Below are 20,868 nucleotides of genomic sequence, written 5' to 3' on the forward strand. Positions count from 1 at the left end.
GCTGACGTGGCCCGGGTCGACCCCGCCGTCGCCGCGGCCCGCAACGCCGTGCGGGCGGTGCTCGCGGAGCTGGGACCGGACGACCTCGTGCTGGTGGCCTGCTCCGGCGGCGCGGACAGCCTGGCGCTCGCCGCGGCCACGGCGTACGAGGCCGGGCGGGTCGGCCGGTCCGTCCGGTCCCGCGGGTACGCCGTGCGGGCCGGCGCGGTGATCGTGGACCACGGCCTGCAGCCAGGCTCCGCCGAGGTCGCCGCCCGCGCGGCAGCCCGCTGCGAGGCCCTGGGCCTGGCGCCGGTGCTGATCCGCCGAGCCGCCTGGCCCGCCGGCGCCTCCGCCGGCTCCGCCTCCGGCTCCGCCGCCGGCGAACGTAGGGATCGTCGGTCTCTGGGCGCTGATGCGGCGATGAACCCTACGTTCGGCGCCGCCGGGCCGGAGGGGGCCGCGCGGGAGGCTCGGTATCGGGCGATCACAGAGAGTGCTCAGGAGAGCGGGGCGCGGCTCGTGCTGCTCGGGCACACCCTCGACGACCAGGCCGAACAGGTGCTGCTCGGGCTCGCCCGCGGCGCCGGCGCCCGGTCGCTGGCCGGCATGCCCCGCGAGCGCGGCATCTTCCGCCGCCCGTTCCTCGGCCTCCGGCGCGCGCAGACCGAGGCCGTGTGCGCGGCACTGGGCCTGGAGTTCTGGACCGACCCCACCAACCTCGCGCCGCCCGCCGGACCCCGCCCGGAGGAGGGCGCGGCGGGTGTGGCGTTCGTCCCACTGCGATCCCGCGTCCGCGCCCACGTGCTCCCCGCGCTCGAGGACACCCTGGGTCCCGGCGTGGCCGAGGCCCTCGGGCGCACCGCCGACCAGCTGCGCGACGACGCCGACCTGCTGGACACCCTGGCGTCCGACCTCCTGGCACGGGCACGCCGGGAGCCGGACACCCCGGAACCCGGCCTCGACCTGGACGTCGCCGTCCTCGAGGACGCCCATCGCGCGGTGCGCCGGCGGGCGCTGCGGCTCGCGGCGCTCGCGGCCGGCTGCCCGCCCACGGACACCACCGCACGGCACGTCGAGGCGCTGGACGCGCTCGTCGTGGCGTGGGCCGGTCAGGGCCCCGTGCACCTGCCCGGCGGCGCACGAGCCCGTCGCGCGTGTGGCAGGCTTTTCCTGCGCGCCGCGCCGACCGGAACCCCGGACGGCCCGGGCGGCGTCCGTCCCCCCAGCACAACTCAGGAGTGACCCGTGGACCAGTCCGACGTCGGCCCCGACCTCGCAGAGGTCCTGCTCACCGAGGAGCAGCTCACCAAGAAGCTGGACGAGATGGCGGCGCAGATCGACGCCGACTACGCGGGCAAGGACCTGCTCCTGGTGGGTGTCCTCAAGGGTGCGGTCATGGTCATGGCGGACCTGTCGCGGCGCCTGCACCACCCGGTCCAGATGGACTGGATGGCGGTGTCGTCCTACGGCTCGGGCACCAAGTCGTCCGGCGTCGTGCGCATCCTGATGGACCTCCGCTCCGACCTCACCGGGCGCAACGTCCTCATCGTCGAGGACATCATCGACTCGGGCCTCACGCTGTCGTGGCTGGTCTCGAACCTGCGCTCGCGGGGCCCGGAGTCCGTGGAGATCGCCTCGATGCTGCGCAAGCCCGACGCGGCGCAGGCCGACGTCGACGTGAAGTACCTCGGGTACGACATCCCGAACGAGTTCGTGGTCGGCTACGGCCTCGACTACGCGGAGAACTATCGGAACCTGCCGTTCGTTGCCACCTTGGCACCGCACGTCTACGGGGGCTGACAGGCCCGCCCTGCCCAGCCTCGCCCCGACGCCGCGAGTGCCCGTCCCGGGCGGTTCGTCACGTCTGGGCGAGGTGCCGCCCAGACATCGCATGCTCTGGGCGAACACTCGGGGCTCCTCTCAGGGAGACCATGTAGTTTCGACGGACACATACTGCGCGAGCGGAGGGAAACGGGGCTCGGTCCCCGTCGCCGATGAACATCAAGAAGCTACTGAGCGGGCCGGTCATCTGGATCCTCGTCGCCCTGGTCGTGGTGACGCTGGCCATCTCGGCACTGAACCAGCCCAACGTCTCCCGCATCGAGACGTCCCAGGGAATCGAGCTGCTCGAGGGCGGCACGGTCGAGCACGCCCTCATGGTCGACGGCGAGCAGCGGGTCGAGCTCGAGCTCTCCAAGGCCTACAAGTCCACCGAGGGTGAGGGCGACGCCGCCGAGGAGGTCGACCACGGCACCACGGTCGAGTTCTTCTACACACTGCCCCAGGGCGATCGCGTCGAGGACGCGATCGTGAAGGCCGACCCGGCGGACGGGTTCGACTCGGAGGTCCCGCAGCCGAGCTTCTGGTCCTCCATGCTGTCGGTGCTGATCCCGTTCCTGCTGATCGGCGTCGTGTTCTGGTTCCTGCTCTCGCGGGCCCAGGGCGGCGGCAACCGGGTCATGGGCTTCGGCAAGTCCAAGGCCAAGCTGGCCAGCAAGGACACGCCGCAGGTCACCTTCGCCGACGTCGCGGGCGTGGACGAGGCCGTCGAGGAGCTCCAGGAGATCAAGGAGTTCCTCCAGGAGCCCGCCAAGTTCCAGGCCGTGGGCGCGAAGATCCCGAAGGGCGTGCTGCTCTACGGCCCGCCCGGTACGGGCAAGACGCTCATCGCACGCGCCGTCGCGGGCGAGGCCGGGGTCCCGTTCTACTCGATCTCCGGCTCGGACTTCGTCGAGATGTTCGTCGGTGTGGGCGCGAGCCGCGTGCGCGACCTGTTCGAGCAGGCCAAGCAGAACTCGCCGGCGATCATCTTCGTGGACGAGATCGACGCCGTCGGCCGCCACCGCGGCGCCGGCATGGGCGGCGGGCACGACGAGCGCGAGCAGACGCTGAACCAGATGCTCGTCGAGATGGACGGCTTCGACGTCAAGACGAACGTCATCCTCATCGCGGCGACGAACCGCCCCGACATCCTCGACCCGGCCCTGCTGCGGCCGGGCCGCTTCGACCGCCAGGTCGCCGTCGAGGCGCCGGACCTCAAGGGCCGCGAGGCGATCCTGCACGTGCACGCCCAGGGCAAGCCGATGGTCGAGACGGTCGACCTCGCGGCCGTGGCCCGCCGGACACCGGGCTTCACCGGCGCCGACCTGGCCAACGTGCTCAACGAGGCGGCGCTGCTCACCGCCCGCAGCGGGGCGCAGCTCATCGACGACCGTGCGCTGGACGAGGCGATCGACCGCGTCGTGGCCGGGCCGCAGAAGCGGACCCGGGTCATGAACGTCAAGGAGCAGAAGATCACGGCGTACCACGAGGGCGGGCACGCCCTGGTCGCCGCGGCGATGCGCTACACCGACCCCGTGACCAAGGTGACGATCCTGCCCCGCGGTCGGGCCCTCGGCTACACCATGGTGATGCCGCTCGAGGACAAGTACTCGACCACGCGCAACGAGCTGCTCGACCAGCTCGCCTACGCGATGGGCGGCCGCGTGGCCGAGGAGATCGTGTTCCACGACCCGACCACGGGCGCGTCGAACGACATCGAGAAGGCCTCGGCGATCGCCCGCAAGATGGTCACCGAGTACGGCATGAGCGAGAAGGTCGGCGCCATCAAGCTCGGCACGAGCGGCGGAGAGCCGTTCCTGGGCCGCGACTACGGCCACGAGCGGGACTACTCCGAGGCCGTCGCCGGCACGATCGACGCCGAGGTGCGCAAGCTCGTCGAGGCCGCGCACGACGAGGCGTGGGAGGTGCTCACCCAGCACCGTGACGTGCTCGACGACCTGGTGCTGCGCCTGCTCGACAAGGAGACGCTGAACCAGAAGGAGCTGGAGGAGGTCTTCCGGCCCGTCCAGAAGCGCCCGGCCCGCGACGTCTGGCTGTCCAGCGAGCAGCGGACCGTGCACACGCGCGGCCCGGTGCTCACGCCGAAGGAGCTCGCCGCGCAGAACGGGCACTCCGTCGTCCCGCAGGACGAGGCGGTGCTGGACGTGGCACCTCCGACGGACGCCGCGCCGACGGACTCGCCGAACTGAGCGACCCCCACCCTCGATCAGCCTGGACCGGAGCACCACCATGACCGACAGGTCGGCCACGCCCGTGACGACGCCCGCGCGACGGGCGGCGGACATCCCGCCGTACGACGCCGCGCGGGCCGAGGCCGCGGTCCGTGAGTTCCTGCTCGCCGTCGGCGAGGACCCGGACCGGGAGGGCCTGCGGGAGACGCCGGCCCGCGTGGCGCGGGCCTACCAGGAGATCTTCGCGGGCCTGCGGCAGGAGGCCGGCGACGTGCTGACCACCACCTTCGACCTCGGGCACGAGGAGATGGTGCTGGTCAAGAACATCGAGGTGTACTCCACCTGCGAGCACCACCTGGTGCCGTTCCACGGCGTGGCGCACGTGGGGTACATCCCGAGCGCGGACGGGCGCATCACCGGCCTGAGCAAGCTGGCCCGCCTGGTCGAGGTGTACGCCCGCAGGCCCCAGGTGCAGGAGCGGATGACCACGCAGATCGCGGACTCCCTCGTGGAGATCCTCGAGCCGCGCGGCGTGCTCGTGGTGGTCGAGTGCGAGCACCTGTGCATGTCGATGCGCGGCGTGCGCAAGCCCGGCTCGCGGACCATCACGTCCGCCGTGCGCGGCGTGATGCGCGACGCCGCGACGCGAGCCGAGGCGATGAGCCTCATCGCCGGGAAGTGACGGTGCCCCCCACCGCCGGCCATCCCGCCCGGGACGCCCGGGTGCTCGGCCTGCCCGAGCTGTCCGGGGTGGGCCGCACGCTGGTGATGGGCGTCGTGAACGTGACCCCGGACTCGTTCTCCGACGGCGGGGAGTGGTTCGAGCCGTCGGCCGCCGTCGCGCACGGGCTGGAGCTGCTCGGCGAGGGCGCCGACATCCTCGACGTGGGCGGCGAGTCCACCCGGCCCGGCTCGGTGCGGGTGCCGCAGGACCAGGAGCTGGCCCGCGTGCTGCCGGTCATCGAACGCCTGGCGGCGCACGGCGCCACGGTGAGCGTGGACACCACGCGCGCCGCCGTCGCCGAGCGCGCGGTGGCCGCGGGCGCGCGCCTCGTGAACGACGTCTCGGGCGGCCTCGCCGACCCCGACATGGGCCGGGCCGTGGCCGAGACGGGCGCCGCGTACGTGGCCATGCACTGGCGCGGGCACGCGGACGTCATGGACGGCCTGCAGCAGTACGACGACGTCGTGGCGGACGTGCGCGACGAGCTCGCCGCCCGCATGGCCGCGCTGCAGGACGACGGCGTGCGGCCCGAGCAGATCATCCTCGACCCGGGGCTCGGCTTCGCCAAGGCCGGCGCGCTGAACTGGCCCCTGCTGGCCCACCTCGACGCGCTGCACGGGCTCGGCCGCCCGGTGCTCGTGGGCGCGTCCCGCAAGCGGTTCCTGGGCCATCTCCTCGCCGACACGGCGGGCCACCCGGCGCCGCCGCGCGCCCGGGACGACGCGACGGCGGCCATCTCGGCGCTGTCGGCCGCCGCGGGCGCCTGGTGCGTGCGCGTGCACACCGTCCGGGCGAGCGCCGACGCCGTCCGCGTCGCCGCCGCCTGGACCGCCGCGAGCGGCCCCGCGCGGGTAGGGTCGCCGGGTACCTCTCCCCCTACGACACCGGAGGCATTGACTTCCACCGTGGCCTTGACCACAGAATCGTGGACGGCCGGGGAACAGGACCTGCCGACCTGGCAGGATTCCGGTGCACGCAATGACGACGGAGGGGGACCACGGTGACCACAGCGTTCGGAACGGGCGTCACGGGCCCGGACGGCCGGTCGCTGGACCAGGTCCGGCTGACCGGTGTGAACGCGCGGGGCTACCACGGCGTGCTGCCGTCGGAGCGCCGGACGGGCCAGGACTTCCAGGCCGACGTCGTGCTGTACCTGGACACCCGTCCTGCGGCCGCCGGCGACGACCTGGCGCGCACGGTGAGCTACGCCGACGTGGCGCGTGACGTGCACGACGTCCTCGCGGGTGAGGCGGCGGACCTCGTCGAGACGGTCGCCGAGCGCATCGCCGCTGCGGTGCTGGCACGGCCGCAGATCGAGGCCGTCGACGTGCGCGTGCACAAGCCGCAGGCGCCGATCCCGGTGCCGTTCACGGACGTCGAGGTGGCGATCCGCCGAGACCGCACGCACGTGCCCGTCGTGGCCGCTCCCGCGACCGCCAGCGCCGTCGAGCCCGTGGTCGCTCAGGCCGAGGCGCAGGACTTCCGGACCGAGGCGGCCGCCGAGCCGCTGTCCTACGAGCCGTACGTGGGCGATCTCGCCCCGCAGGAGCTCGAGCCCGCGGAGCCCGCCCGCCGCGCCGACGTGTTCGAGGCCGCCGCGCAGCCCGAGGCGCCGGAGCCGATGCCCGTGCCCGAGCTGATCGCCCCCGAGCCCGTCCAGGTGGTGCCCGCCGCGTGGGACCTGCAGTCGGAGCCCGCGCCGGCCGAGCAGCGCGACCTGCCCAAGGAACCGGTGTTCCCGGCGGAGGAGCTCCGGTCCGAGCCGGTGCAGCAGTACGAGTCGCTGCAGGGCCTGGACCAGCGCCCCGACCAGCATCAGGACCAGCACCAGGGCCAGCTTCCGAGCCGCGAGCCGCGGCAGGAGCAGCCGGCCTTCGAGCAGCAGTACGACCAGTTCGCGCAGCAGCCGGAACCGCAGCAGGGCCAGCCGTTCGAGCCGCAGGCGCAGTTCGACCAGGGCCAGCAGTTCGAGCAGAGCCAGCAGTTCGATCAGGGCCAGCAGTTCGACCAGGCCCAGCAGTTCGAGCAGAACCAGTCGTTCGACCAGGCTCAGCAGTTCGAGCAGAGCCAGCAGTTCGAGCAGAACCAGCAGTTCGACCAGAGCCAGCAGTTCGAGCAGCCGCAGCAACCCCAGCAGGCCCAGCAGTTCGAGCAGCCGCAGCAGTTCGAGCAGGCCGCGTTCGAGCAGGGCGGATACGAGCAGCCGCCCCGGCAGACCGACCCGCAGGCGAACCACTACGACCAGCTCTTCGACCAGCAGTACGACCAGTCCGACATGGAGCGCACCCGCGTGGCCGCGGCCGTGCCCGACTCCGCCGTCGGCCAGCCTGAGCAGTACCCGGCCGCCGAGCAGTTCCAGCCCGCGCAGGCCCCGGCCGAGGAGTACCGCGAGGAGCCGCGCGACCGGTTCGACGAGGTGCCCGCCGGGTACGTGGACGTGGTCATCGCCATCGGCGCCAACCTGGGCGACCCGCAGGCGACCATGCGCTCGGCGGTCGCCGAGCTGGACCGCGTGCCCGGCCTGCAGATCACCGACGTGTCGCCGCTGGCCCGCACGGCCGCCGTCGGCGGTCCGGAGGAGCAGCCCGACTACCTCAACGCCGTGCTGCTGGCCCGCACCACGCTGTCGGCCCGCGGCCTGCTGCACGCGTGCCAGGAGATCGAGAACGTGCACGGCCGCACGCGCGAGGAGCGCTGGGGTCCCCGCACGCTGGACGTCGACCTCATCACCTACGGCACGCTGACGGACTCCGCCGACGACATCGAGGTGCCGCACCCGCGAGCCCACGAGCGCGCGTTCGTGCTGGAGCCCTGGTCGCAGATCGCGCCCGACGCGGTGCTGCCCGGCCTGGGCGGCGGACCCGTGGCCCAGCTCGCGGCCACGGCCCCCGACCGCACCGGCATCCGCTGGCTCGCGCTGGACTGGCTGACCGACCCGGAGCCCGAGCAGGGTGCCGCCGCCGCGGAACCGGCGGACGACGGCGGCCGCACCGTCCAGGACGCGCCCGCGGCCGAGCTGCCCCCCGCCCTCCCACCGTCGGTTCCCCCGAGCGGCCGCCCCCCGGTCTCGCCCGGCGGCCCCGTGGTCGAGGTGCCGGGCGGCGGCTCCCAGCCGCAGGCCTACCCGAGCGGTCCGACGCCGGGCCCGGGCGGGTCCGTGCCGATCCCGCCGCAGCAGGCCGCTGCCCCGCGGACCGCGGCACCGGCCGGCATGCCGGGCTCCGCCGTCCCGCCGCCGGAGGAGGCGCTCGTGCCCGCCCCGGCGCCGCTGGCACCCCGTGCGGTGCGCGACACGGCCCACGAGGCACCCGAGCACGAGCCGTTGCCACAGCAGGCCAAGCCGGTGTTCGCCCCGGTCAACCCGTCGCGCCAGCCGGGCAGCGGGTTCCCCCCGGCCGGCAACGGCGCGGCCCAGGAGCAGGCCGCACCGGTGTTCGCCCCGGTGGGCACGCCGCCGAACGGCCTGCCCGACGCCGGCCCGGCGGGCGGCGCCCCGCACGGCCACCAGAACGGACAGCAGCACGGCCAGAACGGCCAGAACGGGCATCCGACCGCCTACGACAGCGACCACACCGTGATCCGCGTGCCGGGCTTCGTCGGTGAGCAGCGGTCCGTGGCGCCGGCGGACGGCCCGATCGACTCCGTGCCCTCGTGGGCGCCGGTCCGGGACGAGCGGGGGCGCGACGCCTGACATGCGCAGAACGCCGGTCGGATCTCTGGTCGCGGTTCTCGTGGCCGTCGCGCTGGTCGGCTGGCTCGTGCTGCGCGCCCTCGAGGGGCGCGGGGTGTACCTGCCGGTCGTGCCCTGGCTGGTCGACGTCGCGATCATCGCGCTGGCCGGTGCGATCTTCTGGGCGGGCTGGGCCGTGCGGGCCTACCAGAAGGGCAAGCGGCCCACGCTCGACGGCATCCGCGCGGCCCGCACGCTCGTGCTGGCCAAGGCGGCCGCGCTGACGGGCGCGCTGCTCGGCGGCTGGTACCTCGCACAGGTGCTGCTCGTGCTCGGCGACCTCTCGATCGAGCCCCGGCGGGACCGCGCGGTGGCGGCGGGGATCGCGGTGCTGTGCTCCGTGGTGCTCGCGGTGGTGGGTCTCGTCGTGGAGAAGTTCTGCGAGCTGCCGCCGTCGGACGAGGACCGCGCGAGCTCGGACGAGGGCGAGTCCCCGGCCCCCGCCTGAGGCCTCGCCGCGCGGCGGGTGCCCGCCCACTTGCGCACTGCGGAACAATGGCTCCATGACCAGCCCCTTCGAACCGCACGACGTGACCTGGAACCGGGTGTCCCCGCGCCTCGTGACGGCCATGCTGGTACCGGCCGCCGTCTGGCTCGGTGTCCCCGCCGTCGTGGGCGTCGTGCTGTCCCTGACCGTCAGCCCCTGGTTCTGGTTCCTCGCCGGCGTCCCGGCCGTGCTGCTCCTGTGGACGGTGCTGCTGGTGCCGCGCCAGGTCCGGGCGATCGGGTACGCCGAGCGCGACGACGACCTCCTCATCCGCAAGGGGGTCATGTTCCGCTCGCTGGTCGTGGTGCCCTACGGCCGCATGCAGTACGTGGACGTCGAGGCCGGACCGCTGGACCGCCGGCTCGGGCTGGCCAAGGTGCAGCTGCACACGGCGTCGGTGGGCACGGACGCCCAGATCCCCGGTCTGCCGCCGGACGAGGCGGCGCGGCTGCGCGACCGGCTCGCCTCCCGCGGTGAGGCCCGGCTGGCGGGCCTGTGAGCACGCCGGACCAGGGCACCCCGCCCGAACCTGCCGCCGACGACCTCGAGTGGCGGCGCGTGCACCCGGTGACCCCGCTGGTGCGCGGCTGGGCCGTGGTCGGCGCGGCGCTGCTCATCCTCGGCCAGCAGAGTCTGGAGGGCGGCCCCCGCGGCGGCCTCCTCACGCTGCTGACCGGCGAGTACTGGTGGACGCTGCTGGTCGCGCTCGCCGCCGTCGCGCTCGTGGGCTGGGGCTACTCCGTGCTGGCCTGGCGCATGACCACCTACGCCATCGGCGAGGAGACCGTGCACCTGCGGCGCGGCATCCTGTTCCGTCAGCAGCGGCACGCGCGCCTGGACCGGCTGCAGTCCGTGGACATCCGGCAGCCGCTCGTGGCCCGGTTCTTCGGCCTGTGCGAGCTCACGCTGGAGACCGCGGGCGGCACCGACTCCGGCATCGCGATCGGCTTCCTCAAGGGCTCCGACGCCGACGAGCTGCGTGCCGAGCTGCTCGCCCGCGCCGCGGGCCTCAAGGTGGCCCGGCCCGCGTCCGGCCAGGTGGGCGCGGGCGCGGTACCCGCCGAGCCCGGCCCGCTGCCCGAGGGCACGCAGGACGCCGTCCCCGCGGCGGACGCGGTGCCGCACCCGGTGGCCGGGACCCCGGCGCCCGTCAGCCTCGAGGCGCCCCAGGTGCCCGTCCTCACGGTGCCGCTCGGGCGCATGATCGCCTCGGTGGTGCGGTCCGGCGCGATGATCACGCTGCTCGTGTGGGCCCTCGCCGTGCTGGGCGTCGTCATCGGCACGGGCGAGTTCGCCGTCATGTCGGCGTCGCTGCCCGCCGTGCTCGGCGCCGGCGGCTACCTGTTCAACCGCATCACCGGCGAGTTCGACTTCCGCGTGGCCATCTCGCCCGACGGCGTCCGGCTGCGGCACGGCCTGCTCGAGACGCGCTCCCAGACCATCCCGCCCGGCCGCGTGCAGGCGGTGCGGCTGGTGCAGAGCGTGCTCTGGCGCGGCCGGGACTGGTGGCGCGTCCAGGTGAACGTGGCCGGCTACGGCGGCGACAACGAGGACAAGAACAGCGTGCTGCTGCCGGTCGGGACGCGGGACGAGGCGCTCACCGTGCTCTCCCTCGTGCTGCCCGACCTCGGCGTCGACGAGCCGCGCCGCGTCCTGGACGCGGGCCTGGACGGCGACTCCCGCACCCCGAGCGCGTACGTCACGGCACCGCGGCGGACGCGCATACTGGATCCTGTGGCGTGGCGCCGCAACGGGTTCACCGTGACCGGCCGCGCGCTGCTGCTGCGCCGGGGGCGCATGGTGAAGATCCTCGACGTGGTGCCGCACGAGCGGACGCAGTCGCTGGGCCTGAGCCAGGGCCCGTGGCAGCGCCGGCTCGGCGTCGCCTCGTTCCAGGTGCACTCGACCGAGGGGCCGGTGCACCCGGAGGCCCCGCACCTCGACGCCGACGACGCCGCCCGGCTCATGGCCGAGCAGGCGCGCCGCGCGCGCACCGCCCGCGCGGCGGCAGGACCCGAACGCTGGATGGAACGACAGGGAGAGTGACCGGTGAGTGACCCCGAGGCGGGCCGTCGGCCCGGCCGGCTGGGTGTGGGAGTGGTCGGCGCGGGACGGGTGGGTGCGGTGCTCGGCAACGCCCTGCGCGCCGCGGGCCACGCCGTCGTCGGCGCCAGCGGCATCTCCGAGGACTCGCGGGAGCGCATCGAGACGCTCCTGCCCGGCGTGCCCAACCTGGAGGTGCCCGACGTGGTCGAGCGCGCGGAGCTCGTGCTGCTCGCCGTGCCGGACGACGCCCTCGGCCCCCTGGTCTCCGGACTCGCCGACACCGGGGCCTGGCAGCCCGGGCAGCTCGCGATCCACACGTCGGGCCGGTTCGGCACGGCCGTGCTGGAGCCCGCCCGGCTCGGGGGCGCGATCCCGCTCGCCATCCACCCGGCGATGACGTTCTCCGGCACCTCGCTCGACCTGGCGCGCCTGGAGGGCTGCACGTTCGCGGTGACCGGGCCGGCCCCCGTGCTGCCCATCGGGCAGGCGCTCGTGGTCGAGATCGGCGGCGAGCCCGTCGTCGTCGACGAGGAGTCCCGCGGCCTGTACCACGCGGCCCTCGCGCACGGCGCGAACCACCTCGTCGTGCTCGTGGCGCAGGCGGCCCAGGCCCTGGAGGCGGCGGGGATCGCGTCCCCGGGCCGGGTGCTCGCCCCGCTGCTCGACGCCGCGCTGGAGTCGGCGACACGGTCCGCGGACGTGCGCGACGGCGTCGGGCCCGGCGCCATCGCGGCGCTCACCGGACCCGTCTCGCGGGGTGACGTCGGCACCGTGCGCCGCCACCTCACCGACCTCAGCGCGCTGGCCGCCGCGAGCGGCGCCACCGACGTGCCCGACAGCTACACCGAGCTCGCCCGCGGCGCCACGCGCCGCGCGCTCGCGAGCCACCGCATCGACGACACCGCGGCGCAGGCCCTGCTCGACGCCCTGGACGGCGCGACCGGCTCGTCGCGCGCAGGAAGGAAGACCCCGTGACCTCGCAGGCTGCCGACACGCAGGACACCCGCACGCCGCTCGTGGTCCGCACGCGCGACGAGCTGCGCGACGCGCAGATGCGCTGGGCGCTCGCCGGACCCGTGGAGAGCGGGCCGGACGACGGCCCCGGCCGCCGCGCCGTCGTCATGACGATGGGCGCGCTGCACGACGGGCACCTGGAGCTCGTGCGCCGGGCGCGCGCCGAGGCCGGGAGCAGCGGGCAGGTGGTCGTCACGATCTTCGTCAACCCGCTCCAGTTCGGTGCGGGCGAGGACCTCGACACCTACCCGCGCGACCTGGACGGCGACGTCGCCAAGCTCGCCGGCGTCGGGGCGGACGTCGTGTTCGCGCCCACGCCCGACGTCGTCTACCCGGACGGCGACCCCGTGGTGCGGGTCTCGGCAGGGCGGATCGGCGAGGTGCTGGAGGGCGAGTCCCGGCCCGGGCACCTGGACGGCGTGCTCACCGTGGTGCTCAAGCTGATGCACCTGGTGCGGCCGGACGTCGCGCTGTTCGGCGAGAAGGACGCCCAGCAGCTCCTGGCCGTGCGCCGCATGGTGCGCGACCTGGAGGTGCCGGTCGAGGTGGTCGGCGTGCCGACCGTGCGGGAGACCGACGGGCTCGCGCTGTCCTCCCGCAACGCCTACCTGTCGGACGACGAGCGGGAGCGCGCCCTGGCCCTGTCCCGCGCGCTGCGGGCGGGCGCGGCCGCGGCGGACCGGGGCGCCCCGGGTGTGATCAACGACGCGCGCGAAGTGCTGGACGGGGCCGACGGCGTCGTGGTCGACTACCTGGCGCTCGTCGATCCGCTGACCGTCGCACCGGTCGCGGACGACTTCTCCGGCCCCGCGCTGCTGCTCGTGGCCGCACGGGTGGGTTCCACCCGCCTGATCGACAACCAGGCCGTCGAGGTCCTGCCCCAGAGGTGACGTCATGAGCTCCACCGAGCACCGCCCGCCCGTCGGCCGCCCCGCATCGCTGCAGCGGCCCATGATGATCGCGAAGATCCACCGCGCCACGGTGACGCAGGCGGACCTCCACTACGTCGGCTCCATCACGGTGGACGCCGACCTCCTCGACGCCGCCGACCTCGTGCCCGGCCAGCAGGTCGACGTCGTCGACGTGACCAACGGTGCCCGGCTGACCACCTACGTGATCCCCGGCGAGCCCGGGTCGGGCCAGATCTGCATCAACGGGGCGGCCGCGCACCTGGTGAGCCCGGGCGACGTCGTCATCCTCATCGCCTACGGCATGCTGTCCGACCACGACGCCCGCACCTTCCTGCCGCACGTCGTGTTCGTGGACGAGAAGAACCGCATCGTCGAGATCAACGACGAGCCCGGGCACGTCCCGGACGGGTACGGCCTGGAGGAGAGCGGCCTGCCGATCGAGCCGTTCCAGCACGCCGGCCTGGTGCGGACGGCGTCGGGCCGCGCGTGAGCGCCACGCCCGGACCCGGACCCCGCCTCGCCCGCTCCCTCGCCGCTCCCGCGCCCGGCTGGACCGCCGAGGCCGACGCGATAGTCGTCGGCTCCGGCATCGCCGGGCTCACGGCGGCGCTGGAGCTGCGCACACGCGTGCCGCGCGTGCTGCTCGTGACCAAGGGGCGCCTGTCGTCCGGCTCGACGGTGTGGGCGCAGGGCGGCATCGCGGCGGCCCTGGACCCGTCCGACTCGCCCGAGGCGCACCTCGCCGACACGCTCGCCGCGGGCGGCGGGCTGTCCGACCCGGAGGCCGTGCAGGTGCTGGTCACCGAGGGTCCGGAGCGCGTCCGCGAGCTCGTGGCGCGCGGCGCCGTCTTCGACAAGGCCGCCGACGGCGACATCGCGCTCACCCGGGAGGGCGGCCACCACGCCGACCGCATCGCGCACGCCGGCGGCGACGCGACGGGTGCCGAGATCTCCCGCGCGCTCGTGGCGCAGATCGAGGCCGTGCGGCACGACCCCGGCATCGAGGTCGTCGAGAACGCCCTGGTCCTGGACGTGCTGACGACGGCGGACGGGCGCGCGTGCGGCGTGACGCTCCACGTGCGCGGCACGGGTTCGCGCGACGGCGTCGGCGCGGTCCTCGCGCCCGCGGTGATCCTGGCGACGGGCGGGATCGGGCAGGTGTTCCGGTCCTCGACCAACCCGGCCGGCGCCACGGGCGACGGCATCGCCGCCGCGCTGCGGGCCGGTGCGGTGCTGGGCGACCTGGAGTTCGTGCAGTTCCACCCCACGGTGCTCTGGCTGGGGTCGGGCGCCAAGGGTCAGCTGCCGCTCGTCTCGGAGGCGGTGCGGGGCGAGGGCGCGCTGCTGCTGGACGTCAACGGCCACCGGTTCATGCCGCGCGTGCACGAGATGGCCGAGCTGGCGCCGCGGGACGTCGTCGCGCACGCGATCGTGCGGCAGATGGCCGCCACGGGCGCCGACAACGTGCTGCTCGACACCCGCCACCTGGGCCGGGACTTCCTGCGCACGCGGTTCCCCACCATCAACGCGCGGCTGCTGGAGGCCGGCATCGACTGGTCCGAGGAGCCCGTGCCCGTGGCGCCCGCCCAGCACTACCACTCGGGCGGCGTGGTGACCGACCTCGACGGCCGGTCGTCCGTGGACGGCCTGTACGCCGTGGGCGAGGTGGCCTGCACGGGCGTGCACGGGGCCAACCGGCTGGCGTCGAACTCGCTGCTGGAGGGCATCGTGTTCGCCTCGCGGGCCGCGCGGGACGTCGTGGAGCGGTTCGACGCGGGGAAGCTGCCGCAGGGCGAGCCGGCCGAGCGCCCGGGCGGGTCCGCGCTCGTCGCGGCGGCCGCGCGGTCGCGCGTCCAGAAGGTGACCTCGGGCGGCGCGGGCGTGATCCGGTCGGCCCGGTCGCTGGCCGAGGTGGACGAGCGCCTGGGTGCCGTCCGCTCCGACGCCCACCTGGCGGCCGACGTCGTGGCCGAGCCCCAGGCCGCCGAGTGGGAGACCACCAACGTGCACCTCGTGGCCCGGGCGCTGACCCGTGCGGCCTGGGTGCGCGAGGAGACCCGCGGGGGCCACTACCGCACGGACTTCCCCCGCCCGGACGACGCCTGGCGCCGCCGCGTGCTCGTGCGCCTGGACACCGACGGCGAGCTGCACGCCGGCTGACCCCCGCCCGGTGTCCAGATCTCACGTGAGGTCGGTCGGTTGCCCCGAGATCGGTCCGCCGATTGACCGATCTCGGGGCAACCGACCGACCTCACGTGCCGGGCGTGCCGGGCGCGCCGGCGGTCGGGGGAGACACCCACGCGACCGGGTTCTCCGGCGTGAGCTGGGCGCCCTCCGCGGCGGCGTGCGCAAGCGTTCCGGCGGCCTCGGCGACGAGCCGGGACTCCATCTTCATCGCTTCGACGACGGCGACGGGCTGACCGTCGGCGACGGTCTCGCCGTCGGCCACGAGCCAGCGCACGAGGGTTCCGGGCATGGCCGCGCGGACCGGGACGCCGTCGTCGGCCTCGCCGCCCTGGTCCTCCGGGGCCGACGACGGGGTACCGCCCGGCAGACCGCCCCCGAATCCGATGCCGCCCGGCGTGCGCACCCGGTGCCGCCGGCCGTCGATCTCCACCCAGGTCTCCACGACCCCCGGCTCGGTCACGGGCGCGGCCAGCGCCTGCGGGTCGACCGCGGGCAGCATCTCGGTCTCTATCCACTGGGTGTGGACGGCGAACGCGGGGCCGGTGAACGCGGGGTCGGCGAGCACGGCGCGGTGGAACGGCAGCACGGTGGGCACGCCCTCGACCACGGTCTCGGCCGCGGCCCGCCGTGCCCGGGCGAGCGCGACCTCGCGCGAGGGACCCCAGACGACCACCTTGGCGAACAGCGAGTCGAACTCGCCGGGCACCGTGGAGCCGGACCCCACGCCCGTGTCGACGCGCACGCCGGGTCCGCCGGGCGGGTCGAACCGGTCGATACGGCCCGGGCCGGGCAAGAACCCGCGCGCGGGGTCCTCGGCGTTGAGCCGCAGCTCGATCGCGTGCCCGCGCGGCTCGGGGTCGCGCGTCACGGACAGCGGCAGGCCGCCCGCCACACGGAGCTGCTCCGCCACGAGGTCGAGCCCGGTGGTCTCCTCGGTGACGGGGTGCTCCACCTGGAGCCGCGTGTTCACCTCGAGGAACGACAGCGTGCCGTCCGCGCCGAGCAGGAACTCCACCGTGCCCGCGCCGCGGTAGCCGGCGGCGGCGCACAGGTCCCGGGCGGCCTGGTGCACGCGGGCGCGCACGGCGTCGTCGAGGAACGGGGCCGGGGCCTCCTCGACCAGCTTCTGGTTGCGCCGCTGCAGCGAGCAGTCGCGCGTGCCCGCCACGACCACGTTCCCGTGGTCGTCCGCGATCACCTGCGCCTCGACGTGCCGGGGCCGCTCCAGGAACCGCTCGACGAAGCACTCGCCGCGCCCGAACGCCGCCTCGGCCTCGCGGCGTGCGGCCTCGAACAGCTCGGGCACCTCCTCGAGCGTGCGCGCTACGCGCATGCCGCGCCCGCCCCCGCCGTGCGCGGCCTTGATCGCGAGCGGCAGCCCGTGCTCCTCGGCGAAGGCGAGCGCGGCGGCGGCGTCGGGCACGGGGCCGTCGGAGCCCGGCACGAGGGGCGCGCCGACCTTCCGGGCCAGCTCGCGTGCGGCGATCTTGTCGCCCAGCAGCTCGATCGTGGCCGACGTCGGCCCCACCCACACCAGCCCGGCGTCCTCGACGGCGCGCGCGGCGGCGGCCCGCTCGGACAGGAACCCGTAGCCGGGGTGCACGGCGTCGGCGCCGGAGCGGCGGGACACGTCCAGGATCTTCTCGACGGACAGGTAGGTCTCGGCGGCCGTGCGTCCGTCGAGGGCCCAGGCCTCGTCGGCCAGGCGGACGTGCAGCGCGTCGGCGTCGCCGTCGGCGTACACGGCGACCGAGCGGATCCCGAGGTCGGCGCACGCGCGGATCACGCGCACCGCTATCTCGCCCCGGTTCGCGACGAGGACGGTGCGGATCATGGGGTGCCTCCTGCGGGGGTGGTGCCGTCCGGGCGGGGAACGTCCCGGACGTGGAAACGGATGCGGGCGCCCGCGGGGAGCTGGCCCGCGAGGGGGACGTGACCGGCCACGACCGCCCCGATCACGGGGTAGCCGCCGGTCAGGGGATGGTCGGCCAGGAAGAGCACGGGCAGGCCGTCGGGCGGCACCTGGATCGCGCCGGTGACGCAGCCCTCGCTGGGCAGCTCGGCGCCGACCCGGTCGGGCGTGCGGGGCAGGGGAGTGCCGTCCAGGCGCAGGCCGATGCGGTTGGACCGCGGCGTGACCAGCCAGTCCTGCCCCGTCAGCAGGTCGATCCCGGCTGCGTCGAACCAGTCGTCGCGCGGCCCGAGCACGATGTCGAGCACGGTGGTCTCGCCGGGTGCGGGCAGGCCAGTCCCGGGCGGGGCGGGCACGGCGGGGGCAGGCACCGCACGCGGGCCGACGGCGGGCAGGCCCCGCTCCGGGACGCCGACCGGGAGCAGGTCCCCGGGCCGGAGGGGGTCGGGGCCCAGCCCGGCGAGCACGTCCGTGGCCCGGCTGCCGAGCACGGGCGGCACGCTGATGCCGCCGCGGACGGCGACGTAGGCGCGCACCCCGCGGGCCGGTGCGGCGAACCGCAGCTCGTCGCCGTCGTCCAGCGCGAACGGTTCACCGGGCCGCGGACGGGGCGCCCCCGGCCGCACCACGATCTCGCCGACCGCCCCGGTCACGGCGAGCACCTGCGGGCCGCGCGCGCGGAGCCGCAGCCCGCCGACCGCCTCGACCACCGCGGCGTCCACCGGGTTGCCCACCGCCCGGTTGGCCGCGCGCAGGCTCGGCCGGTCCAGGGCCCCGGACGCCGAGACCCCGGCACCCTCGGACCCGGCCCGCCCGAGATCCTGCACCACCGCGACCACCCCGCTGGCAACCACCTGCACCCCGGCTGCGTTGCGATTCTCTTCGAGAACGACCTGCGGGTCGTCTTCGGCCCCGGATCCGTCCCGCAGGTCGTTCTCGACGGCGGACCGGCTCTCGGCAGCAGAGGTCACCGCCACGAAGCGGACGCGGTCGCCCGGGAGCATCAGGGCCGGGCGCTCGCGGGTCACGTCCCACACCGGGGCGTCCGTGCGGCCCACGAGCTGCCAGCCGCCCGGGCTCTCGCGCGGGTACACGCCGCTGTACGGCCCGGCGAGCGCCACCGACCCGGCCGGCACCCGGGTGCGTGGGCTGGACCGGCGGGGCACCACGAGCTCGGGGTCGTCGCCGGTCAGGTAGGCGAAGCCGGGCGCGAACCCGACGAAGCCGACGGTCCACGCCGCGGCGGTGTGCCGGCGCACCAGCTCCTCCGGGCTCCACCCCAGGAGCGCGGCCGCCTCGGCCAGGTCCTCGCCGTCGTACCGCACGGGGATCTCCACCGTGCGGGCCTCGGCGGCCGGGCGCCGGACCAGCGGCCGGGACCGGAGCTCGGCGGCGAGCTCGGGCGCGCGGATCGCGGACGGCCGGTAGGGCACGAGCAGCGTCCGGGCACCCGGCACGGGGACGCCGACGCCGCGCACGGGGTCAGCCAGGAGGGACTCGTACAGCGCGACGGCCTGGTCCAGGTCGTCCAGCTCGACCAGGAGGGCGTCGTCGCGGGCGGTCAGTACCCGCATCACGCCGCGGCGCCGCCCGTCTCCGGGGCGAACGCCCGCAGGTGCACGCCCTCGGCGTCGAACACCTCGCGGATGCGCCGGGCCATCGCGACGGCGCCGGGGGAGTCGCCGTGCACGCACACCGAGTCGGCGCGCACCGGCACGTCGGACCCGTCCACCGCCGTCACCACGCCCTCGGTCACGAGGCGGAGCATGCGGCGCGCCACGTCGTCGGCGTCGTGCAGCACCGCGCCGGGCTCGCGCCGCGAGACCAGGCGGCCCTCGGGCGTGTACGCGCGGTCGGCGAACGCCTCGGCGGCGGTCGCGAGCCCGGCCGCGGCCGCCGCGGCCAGGGCCGTGCTGCCGGGCAGCCCCAGCAGCACGAGCCCCGGGTCGACGGCGGCGACGGCGCGGGCGACCGCCGCCGCCACGCGCTCGTCGACCGCCGCGGTGTTGTAGAGCGCGCCGTGCGGCTTGACGTACGTGACCACGCCGCCCTCGGCGTCCGCCAGGCCGCGGAGGGCGCCGATCTGGTAGGCGACGTCGGCCTCGAGCTCGTCGTCGGGCACGTCCATGTTCCGCCGGCCGAACCCGGCCAGGTCGCGGTAGCCGACGTGCGCGCCGATGGTGACGCCGCGCTCGACGGCCGCCCGGACGGTGCGGCGGATCGACGCCGGGTCCCCGGCGTGGAAGCCGCACGCGACGTTGGCGCTGGAGACGATCCCGAGCATCTGCTCGTCGTCGCCGAGGCTCCAGCGGCCGAAGCCCTCGCCGAGGTCGCTGTTCAGGTCGACGGCGCTCATGGTGCTCTCTCCTTCGTGTGCGGGCGGTCAGGCGGACAGCAGGTCGAAGATCGGGCCCACCGCGTTGACCGCCATGTACCAGGTGACCACGGTGGCCAGGGTGCCGACCACCAGGAGCCACCGCGGGTACCGGACGCTGCCCAGCAGGGACCCCCGGAACCAGCCGATGTACATGAACAGGGTCAGACCGATGGGCAGGATGAGCCCGTTCACCCCGCCGACGAACACCAGCAGCGTGGCGGGGGCCGTCCCGATCAGCAGGTAGACGGCCAGCGAGACCAGGATGAACCCGACCGTCCACAGGTCGGCGGTGCGCCCGGTGATGCGCGCCGAGAACACGGGCAGGAACGACACCGACGTGTACGCAGAGCCGATGACGCTCGTGATCGCGGCGATCCAGAACACGGCGCCGAAGATGCGCAGGCCGGCCTCGCCCGCGGCGGCCCCGAACGCGTCGCCGGCCGGGTTGCCGGTCACGTCCAGCACGACGCCGGAGGCGACAACGCCGAGGATGGCCAGGAACAGCACGTACCGCATGACGCCGGTGACGAGGATGCCGCTGACGGCCGCCCGGTCCACCTCGCGGATGTGCTCGGGCCCGGCGGTGCCGGAGTCGAGGAGCTTGTGCGCCCCGGCGTAGGTGATGTACCCGCCGACCGTGCCGCCCACGATCGTGGTGATCGTGGCGAAGTCGACGGTGTCGGGCAGCACGGTCTGCCGCAGGGCCTCGCCCACGGGCGGGCCGGACAGGATCGCGACGATGACGGTGAGCACGATCATCACCAGGCCCGCCACGATGACGACGCGGTCGACGACGGCGCCGGCGCGCTTGGCGAGGAAGATCGCGATGGCGATGGCCGCGCTGATCGCGCCACCCAGCCGCGGGTCGAGGCCGAACAGCGCGTTGAGGCCCAGCCCGGCACCCGCGGTGTTGCCGATGTTGAAGATGAGGCCGCCGAAGACAATGAGCACGGCCAGCACGTAGCCGCTGCCCCGCAGGGCCTCGTTGGCCAGCACGCTCGCGCGCTTGCCGGTCAGCGTGATCATGCGCCACACGTTCATCTGGACGGCGAGGTCCAGGAGGATCGAGACGAGGATGCCGAACGCGAAGGCGGCGCCGAGCTCCTGCGTGAAGGTGGCGGTCTGGGTGATGAAGCCGGGGCCGATGGCGGAGGTCGCCATGAGGAAGAGCGCGCCCAGCAGGGACCGGCTGCGCGCGGTGGCGAACCGTCGGAGGCCGCCGGGCGGGCCACCCGGCGTCGTGTCGGCCTGCGCCGTCGCAGGCTCGTGGCTCGTGTCGGACATGCTGTCCTCCTGGTCGTTGGGATGAGCCGGATTGTTCAACAGTCAGGATCGTCCCGCCCGGTTGTTACCGCCGCATTGCGGGACCTTTCCGATCATGGCACGGCTGCGACGCCGATGAACAGCCCGGGACACGAGAAGTTTACGAATCGGGCTCTGTCGGATTGTTCAACGAACCTCTACGGTCGGTGCGAAGCCATCTCT

At 74.9% G+C, this 20,868-nt stretch carries 17 protein-coding genes; 13 read left to right on the plus strand and 4 right to left on the minus strand.

Annotation, left to right across the window (positions count from 1 at the left end):
• Positions 1-6 precede the first annotated feature (6 nt).
• The 13 genes from APR03_RS19305 to APR03_RS19365 all read left to right on the plus strand — a co-directional run bounded on the left by APR03_RS19305 (position 7) and on the right by APR03_RS19365 (position 15,067).
• Complete coding sequence (locus tag APR03_RS19305; protein ID WP_253838273.1) at positions 7-1,224, plus strand: tRNA lysidine(34) synthetase; 1,218 nt, start codon at positions 7-9, stop codon at positions 1,222-1,224.
• Positions 1,225-1,227: 3 nt separating this feature from the next.
• Complete coding sequence (gene hpt / locus APR03_RS19310) at positions 1,228-1,782, plus strand: hypoxanthine phosphoribosyltransferase (RefSeq protein ID WP_253838275.1); 555 nt, start codon at positions 1,228-1,230, stop codon at positions 1,780-1,782.
• 194 nt (positions 1,783-1,976) lie between these two features.
• Entirely contained in the window at positions 1,977-4,013 is a 2,037-nt protein-coding gene (ftsH, locus tag APR03_RS19315; protein WP_253838277.1) for an ATP-dependent zinc metalloprotease FtsH, read from the plus strand.
• A 40-nt stretch (positions 4,014-4,053) separates the two neighbouring features.
• On the plus strand, positions 4,054-4,677 hold the full coding sequence (gene folE / locus APR03_RS19320) for a GTP cyclohydrolase I FolE (RefSeq protein WP_253838279.1): 624 nt from the start codon (positions 4,054-4,056) through the stop codon (positions 4,675-4,677).
• Positions 4,678-4,763: 86 nt separating this feature from the next.
• Positions 4,764-5,723 carry a dihydropteroate synthase gene (folP, locus tag APR03_RS19325; protein ID WP_253838397.1) on the plus strand — a complete coding sequence of 320 codons (960 nt, stop codon included), beginning with the start codon at positions 4,764-4,766 and terminating at the stop codon, positions 5,721-5,723.
• Positions 5,720-8,410, plus strand: a complete 2,691-nt coding sequence (gene folK, locus APR03_RS19330) for a 2-amino-4-hydroxy-6-hydroxymethyldihydropteridine diphosphokinase (protein ID WP_253838280.1) — start codon at positions 5,720-5,722, stop codon at positions 8,408-8,410. Before folP ends, folK begins: the two co-directional genes overlap by 4 nt.
• A gap of 1 nt (position 8,411) precedes the next feature.
• Positions 8,412-8,897, plus strand: coding sequence for a DUF3180 domain-containing protein (locus tag APR03_RS19335; protein WP_253838282.1), 486 nt, complete (start codon positions 8,412-8,414; stop codon positions 8,895-8,897).
• Between the two features lie 55 nt (positions 8,898-8,952).
• Positions 8,953-9,435 (plus strand): PH domain-containing protein, encoded by a 483-nt coding sequence (locus APR03_RS19340; RefSeq protein WP_253838287.1) that lies wholly within the window; start codon positions 8,953-8,955, stop codon positions 9,433-9,435.
• A complete protein-coding gene (locus APR03_RS19345) occupies positions 9,432-10,982 on the plus strand; it encodes a PH domain-containing protein (RefSeq protein ID WP_253838289.1) in 1,551 nt (516 codons plus the stop codon). The genes APR03_RS19340 and APR03_RS19345 overlap by 4 nt, the downstream gene beginning before the upstream one ends.
• A gap of 3 nt (positions 10,983-10,985) precedes the next feature.
• Positions 10,986-11,957, plus strand: a complete 972-nt coding sequence (locus APR03_RS19350; protein WP_253838291.1) for a Rossmann-like and DUF2520 domain-containing protein — start codon at positions 10,986-10,988, stop codon at positions 11,955-11,957.
• 77 nt (positions 11,958-12,034) lie between these two features.
• Positions 12,035-12,886 carry a pantoate--beta-alanine ligase gene (gene panC, locus APR03_RS19355; RefSeq protein ID WP_253838401.1) on the plus strand — a complete coding sequence of 284 codons (852 nt, stop codon included), beginning with the start codon at positions 12,035-12,037 and terminating at the stop codon, positions 12,884-12,886.
• 4 nt (positions 12,887-12,890) lie between these two features.
• Positions 12,891-13,397 (plus strand): aspartate 1-decarboxylase, encoded by a 507-nt coding sequence (panD, locus tag APR03_RS19360; protein ID WP_253838293.1) that lies wholly within the window; start codon positions 12,891-12,893, stop codon positions 13,395-13,397.
• Complete coding sequence (locus APR03_RS19365) at positions 13,394-15,067, plus strand: L-aspartate oxidase (RefSeq protein ID WP_253838295.1); 1,674 nt, start codon at positions 13,394-13,396, stop codon at positions 15,065-15,067. Before panD ends, APR03_RS19365 begins: the two co-directional genes overlap by 4 nt.
• A gap of 91 nt (positions 15,068-15,158) precedes the next feature.
• Here APR03_RS19365 and APR03_RS19370 read toward each other — a convergent pair whose 3' ends face one another.
• The 4 genes from APR03_RS19370 to APR03_RS19385 are packed head-to-tail and all read right to left on the minus strand — an operon-like array spanning position 15,159 to position 20,667.
• Positions 15,159-16,928: an ATP-binding protein gene (locus APR03_RS19370; protein ID WP_253838297.1), complete on the minus strand. Its 1,770-nt coding sequence runs from the start codon at positions 16,926-16,928 to the stop codon at positions 15,159-15,161.
• Positions 16,925-18,580 (minus strand): 5-oxoprolinase subunit B/C family protein, encoded by a 1,656-nt coding sequence (locus APR03_RS19375; RefSeq protein ID WP_253838403.1) that lies wholly within the window; start codon positions 18,578-18,580, stop codon positions 16,925-16,927. The genes APR03_RS19370 and APR03_RS19375 overlap by 4 nt, the downstream gene beginning before the upstream one ends.
• On the minus strand, positions 18,580-19,362 hold the full coding sequence (locus APR03_RS19380; RefSeq protein WP_253838299.1) for a LamB/YcsF family protein: 783 nt from the start codon (positions 19,360-19,362) through the stop codon (positions 18,580-18,582). The genes APR03_RS19375 and APR03_RS19380 overlap by 1 nt, the downstream gene beginning before the upstream one ends.
• A 27-nt stretch (positions 19,363-19,389) precedes the next feature.
• A complete protein-coding gene (locus APR03_RS19385; protein ID WP_253838301.1) occupies positions 19,390-20,667 on the minus strand; it encodes an NRAMP family divalent metal transporter in 1,278 nt (425 codons plus the stop codon).
• Between the last annotated feature and the right edge of the window lie 201 nt (positions 20,668-20,868).

It is taken from the genome of Promicromonospora thailandica, assembly GCF_024171955.1.
Classification (GTDB): Bacteria; Actinomycetota; Actinomycetes; order Actinomycetales; family Cellulomonadaceae; genus Promicromonospora; species Promicromonospora thailandica.

Bases quoted from the DNA above. Each gene is read 5' to 3' on its own strand.
- APR03_RS19335 (WP_253838282.1), top strand. From the start codon at position 8,412: ATGCGCAGAACGCCGGTCGGATCTCTGGTCGCGGTTCTCGTGGCCGTC.
- folP (WP_253838397.1), top strand. From the start codon at position 4,764: ATGGGCGTCGTGAACGTGACCCCGGACTCGTTCTCCGACGGCGGGGAG.
- APR03_RS19340 (WP_253838287.1), top strand. From the start codon at position 8,953: ATGACCAGCCCCTTCGAACCGCACGACGTGACCTGGAACCGGGTGTCC.
- ftsH (WP_253838277.1), top strand. From the start codon at position 1,977: ATGAACATCAAGAAGCTACTGAGCGGGCCGGTCATCTGGATCCTCGTC.
- APR03_RS19370 (WP_253838297.1), bottom strand. From the start codon at position 16,928: ATGATCCGCACCGTCCTCGTCGCGAACCGGGGCGAGATAGCGGTGCGC.
- APR03_RS19385 (WP_253838301.1), bottom strand. From the start codon at position 20,667: ATGTCCGACACGAGCCACGAGCCTGCGACGGCGCAGGCCGACACGACG.
- APR03_RS19380 (WP_253838299.1), bottom strand. From the start codon at position 19,362: ATGAGCGCCGTCGACCTGAACAGCGACCTCGGCGAGGGCTTCGGCCGC.
- folE (WP_253838279.1), top strand. From the start codon at position 4,054: ATGACCGACAGGTCGGCCACGCCCGTGACGACGCCCGCGCGACGGGCG.
- panC (WP_253838401.1), top strand. From the start codon at position 12,035: ATGCGCTGGGCGCTCGCCGGACCCGTGGAGAGCGGGCCGGACGACGGC.
- APR03_RS19375 (WP_253838403.1), bottom strand. From the start codon at position 18,580: ATGCGGGTACTGACCGCCCGCGACGACGCCCTCCTGGTCGAGCTGGAC.
- panD (WP_253838293.1), top strand. From the start codon at position 12,891: ATGAGCTCCACCGAGCACCGCCCGCCCGTCGGCCGCCCCGCATCGCTG.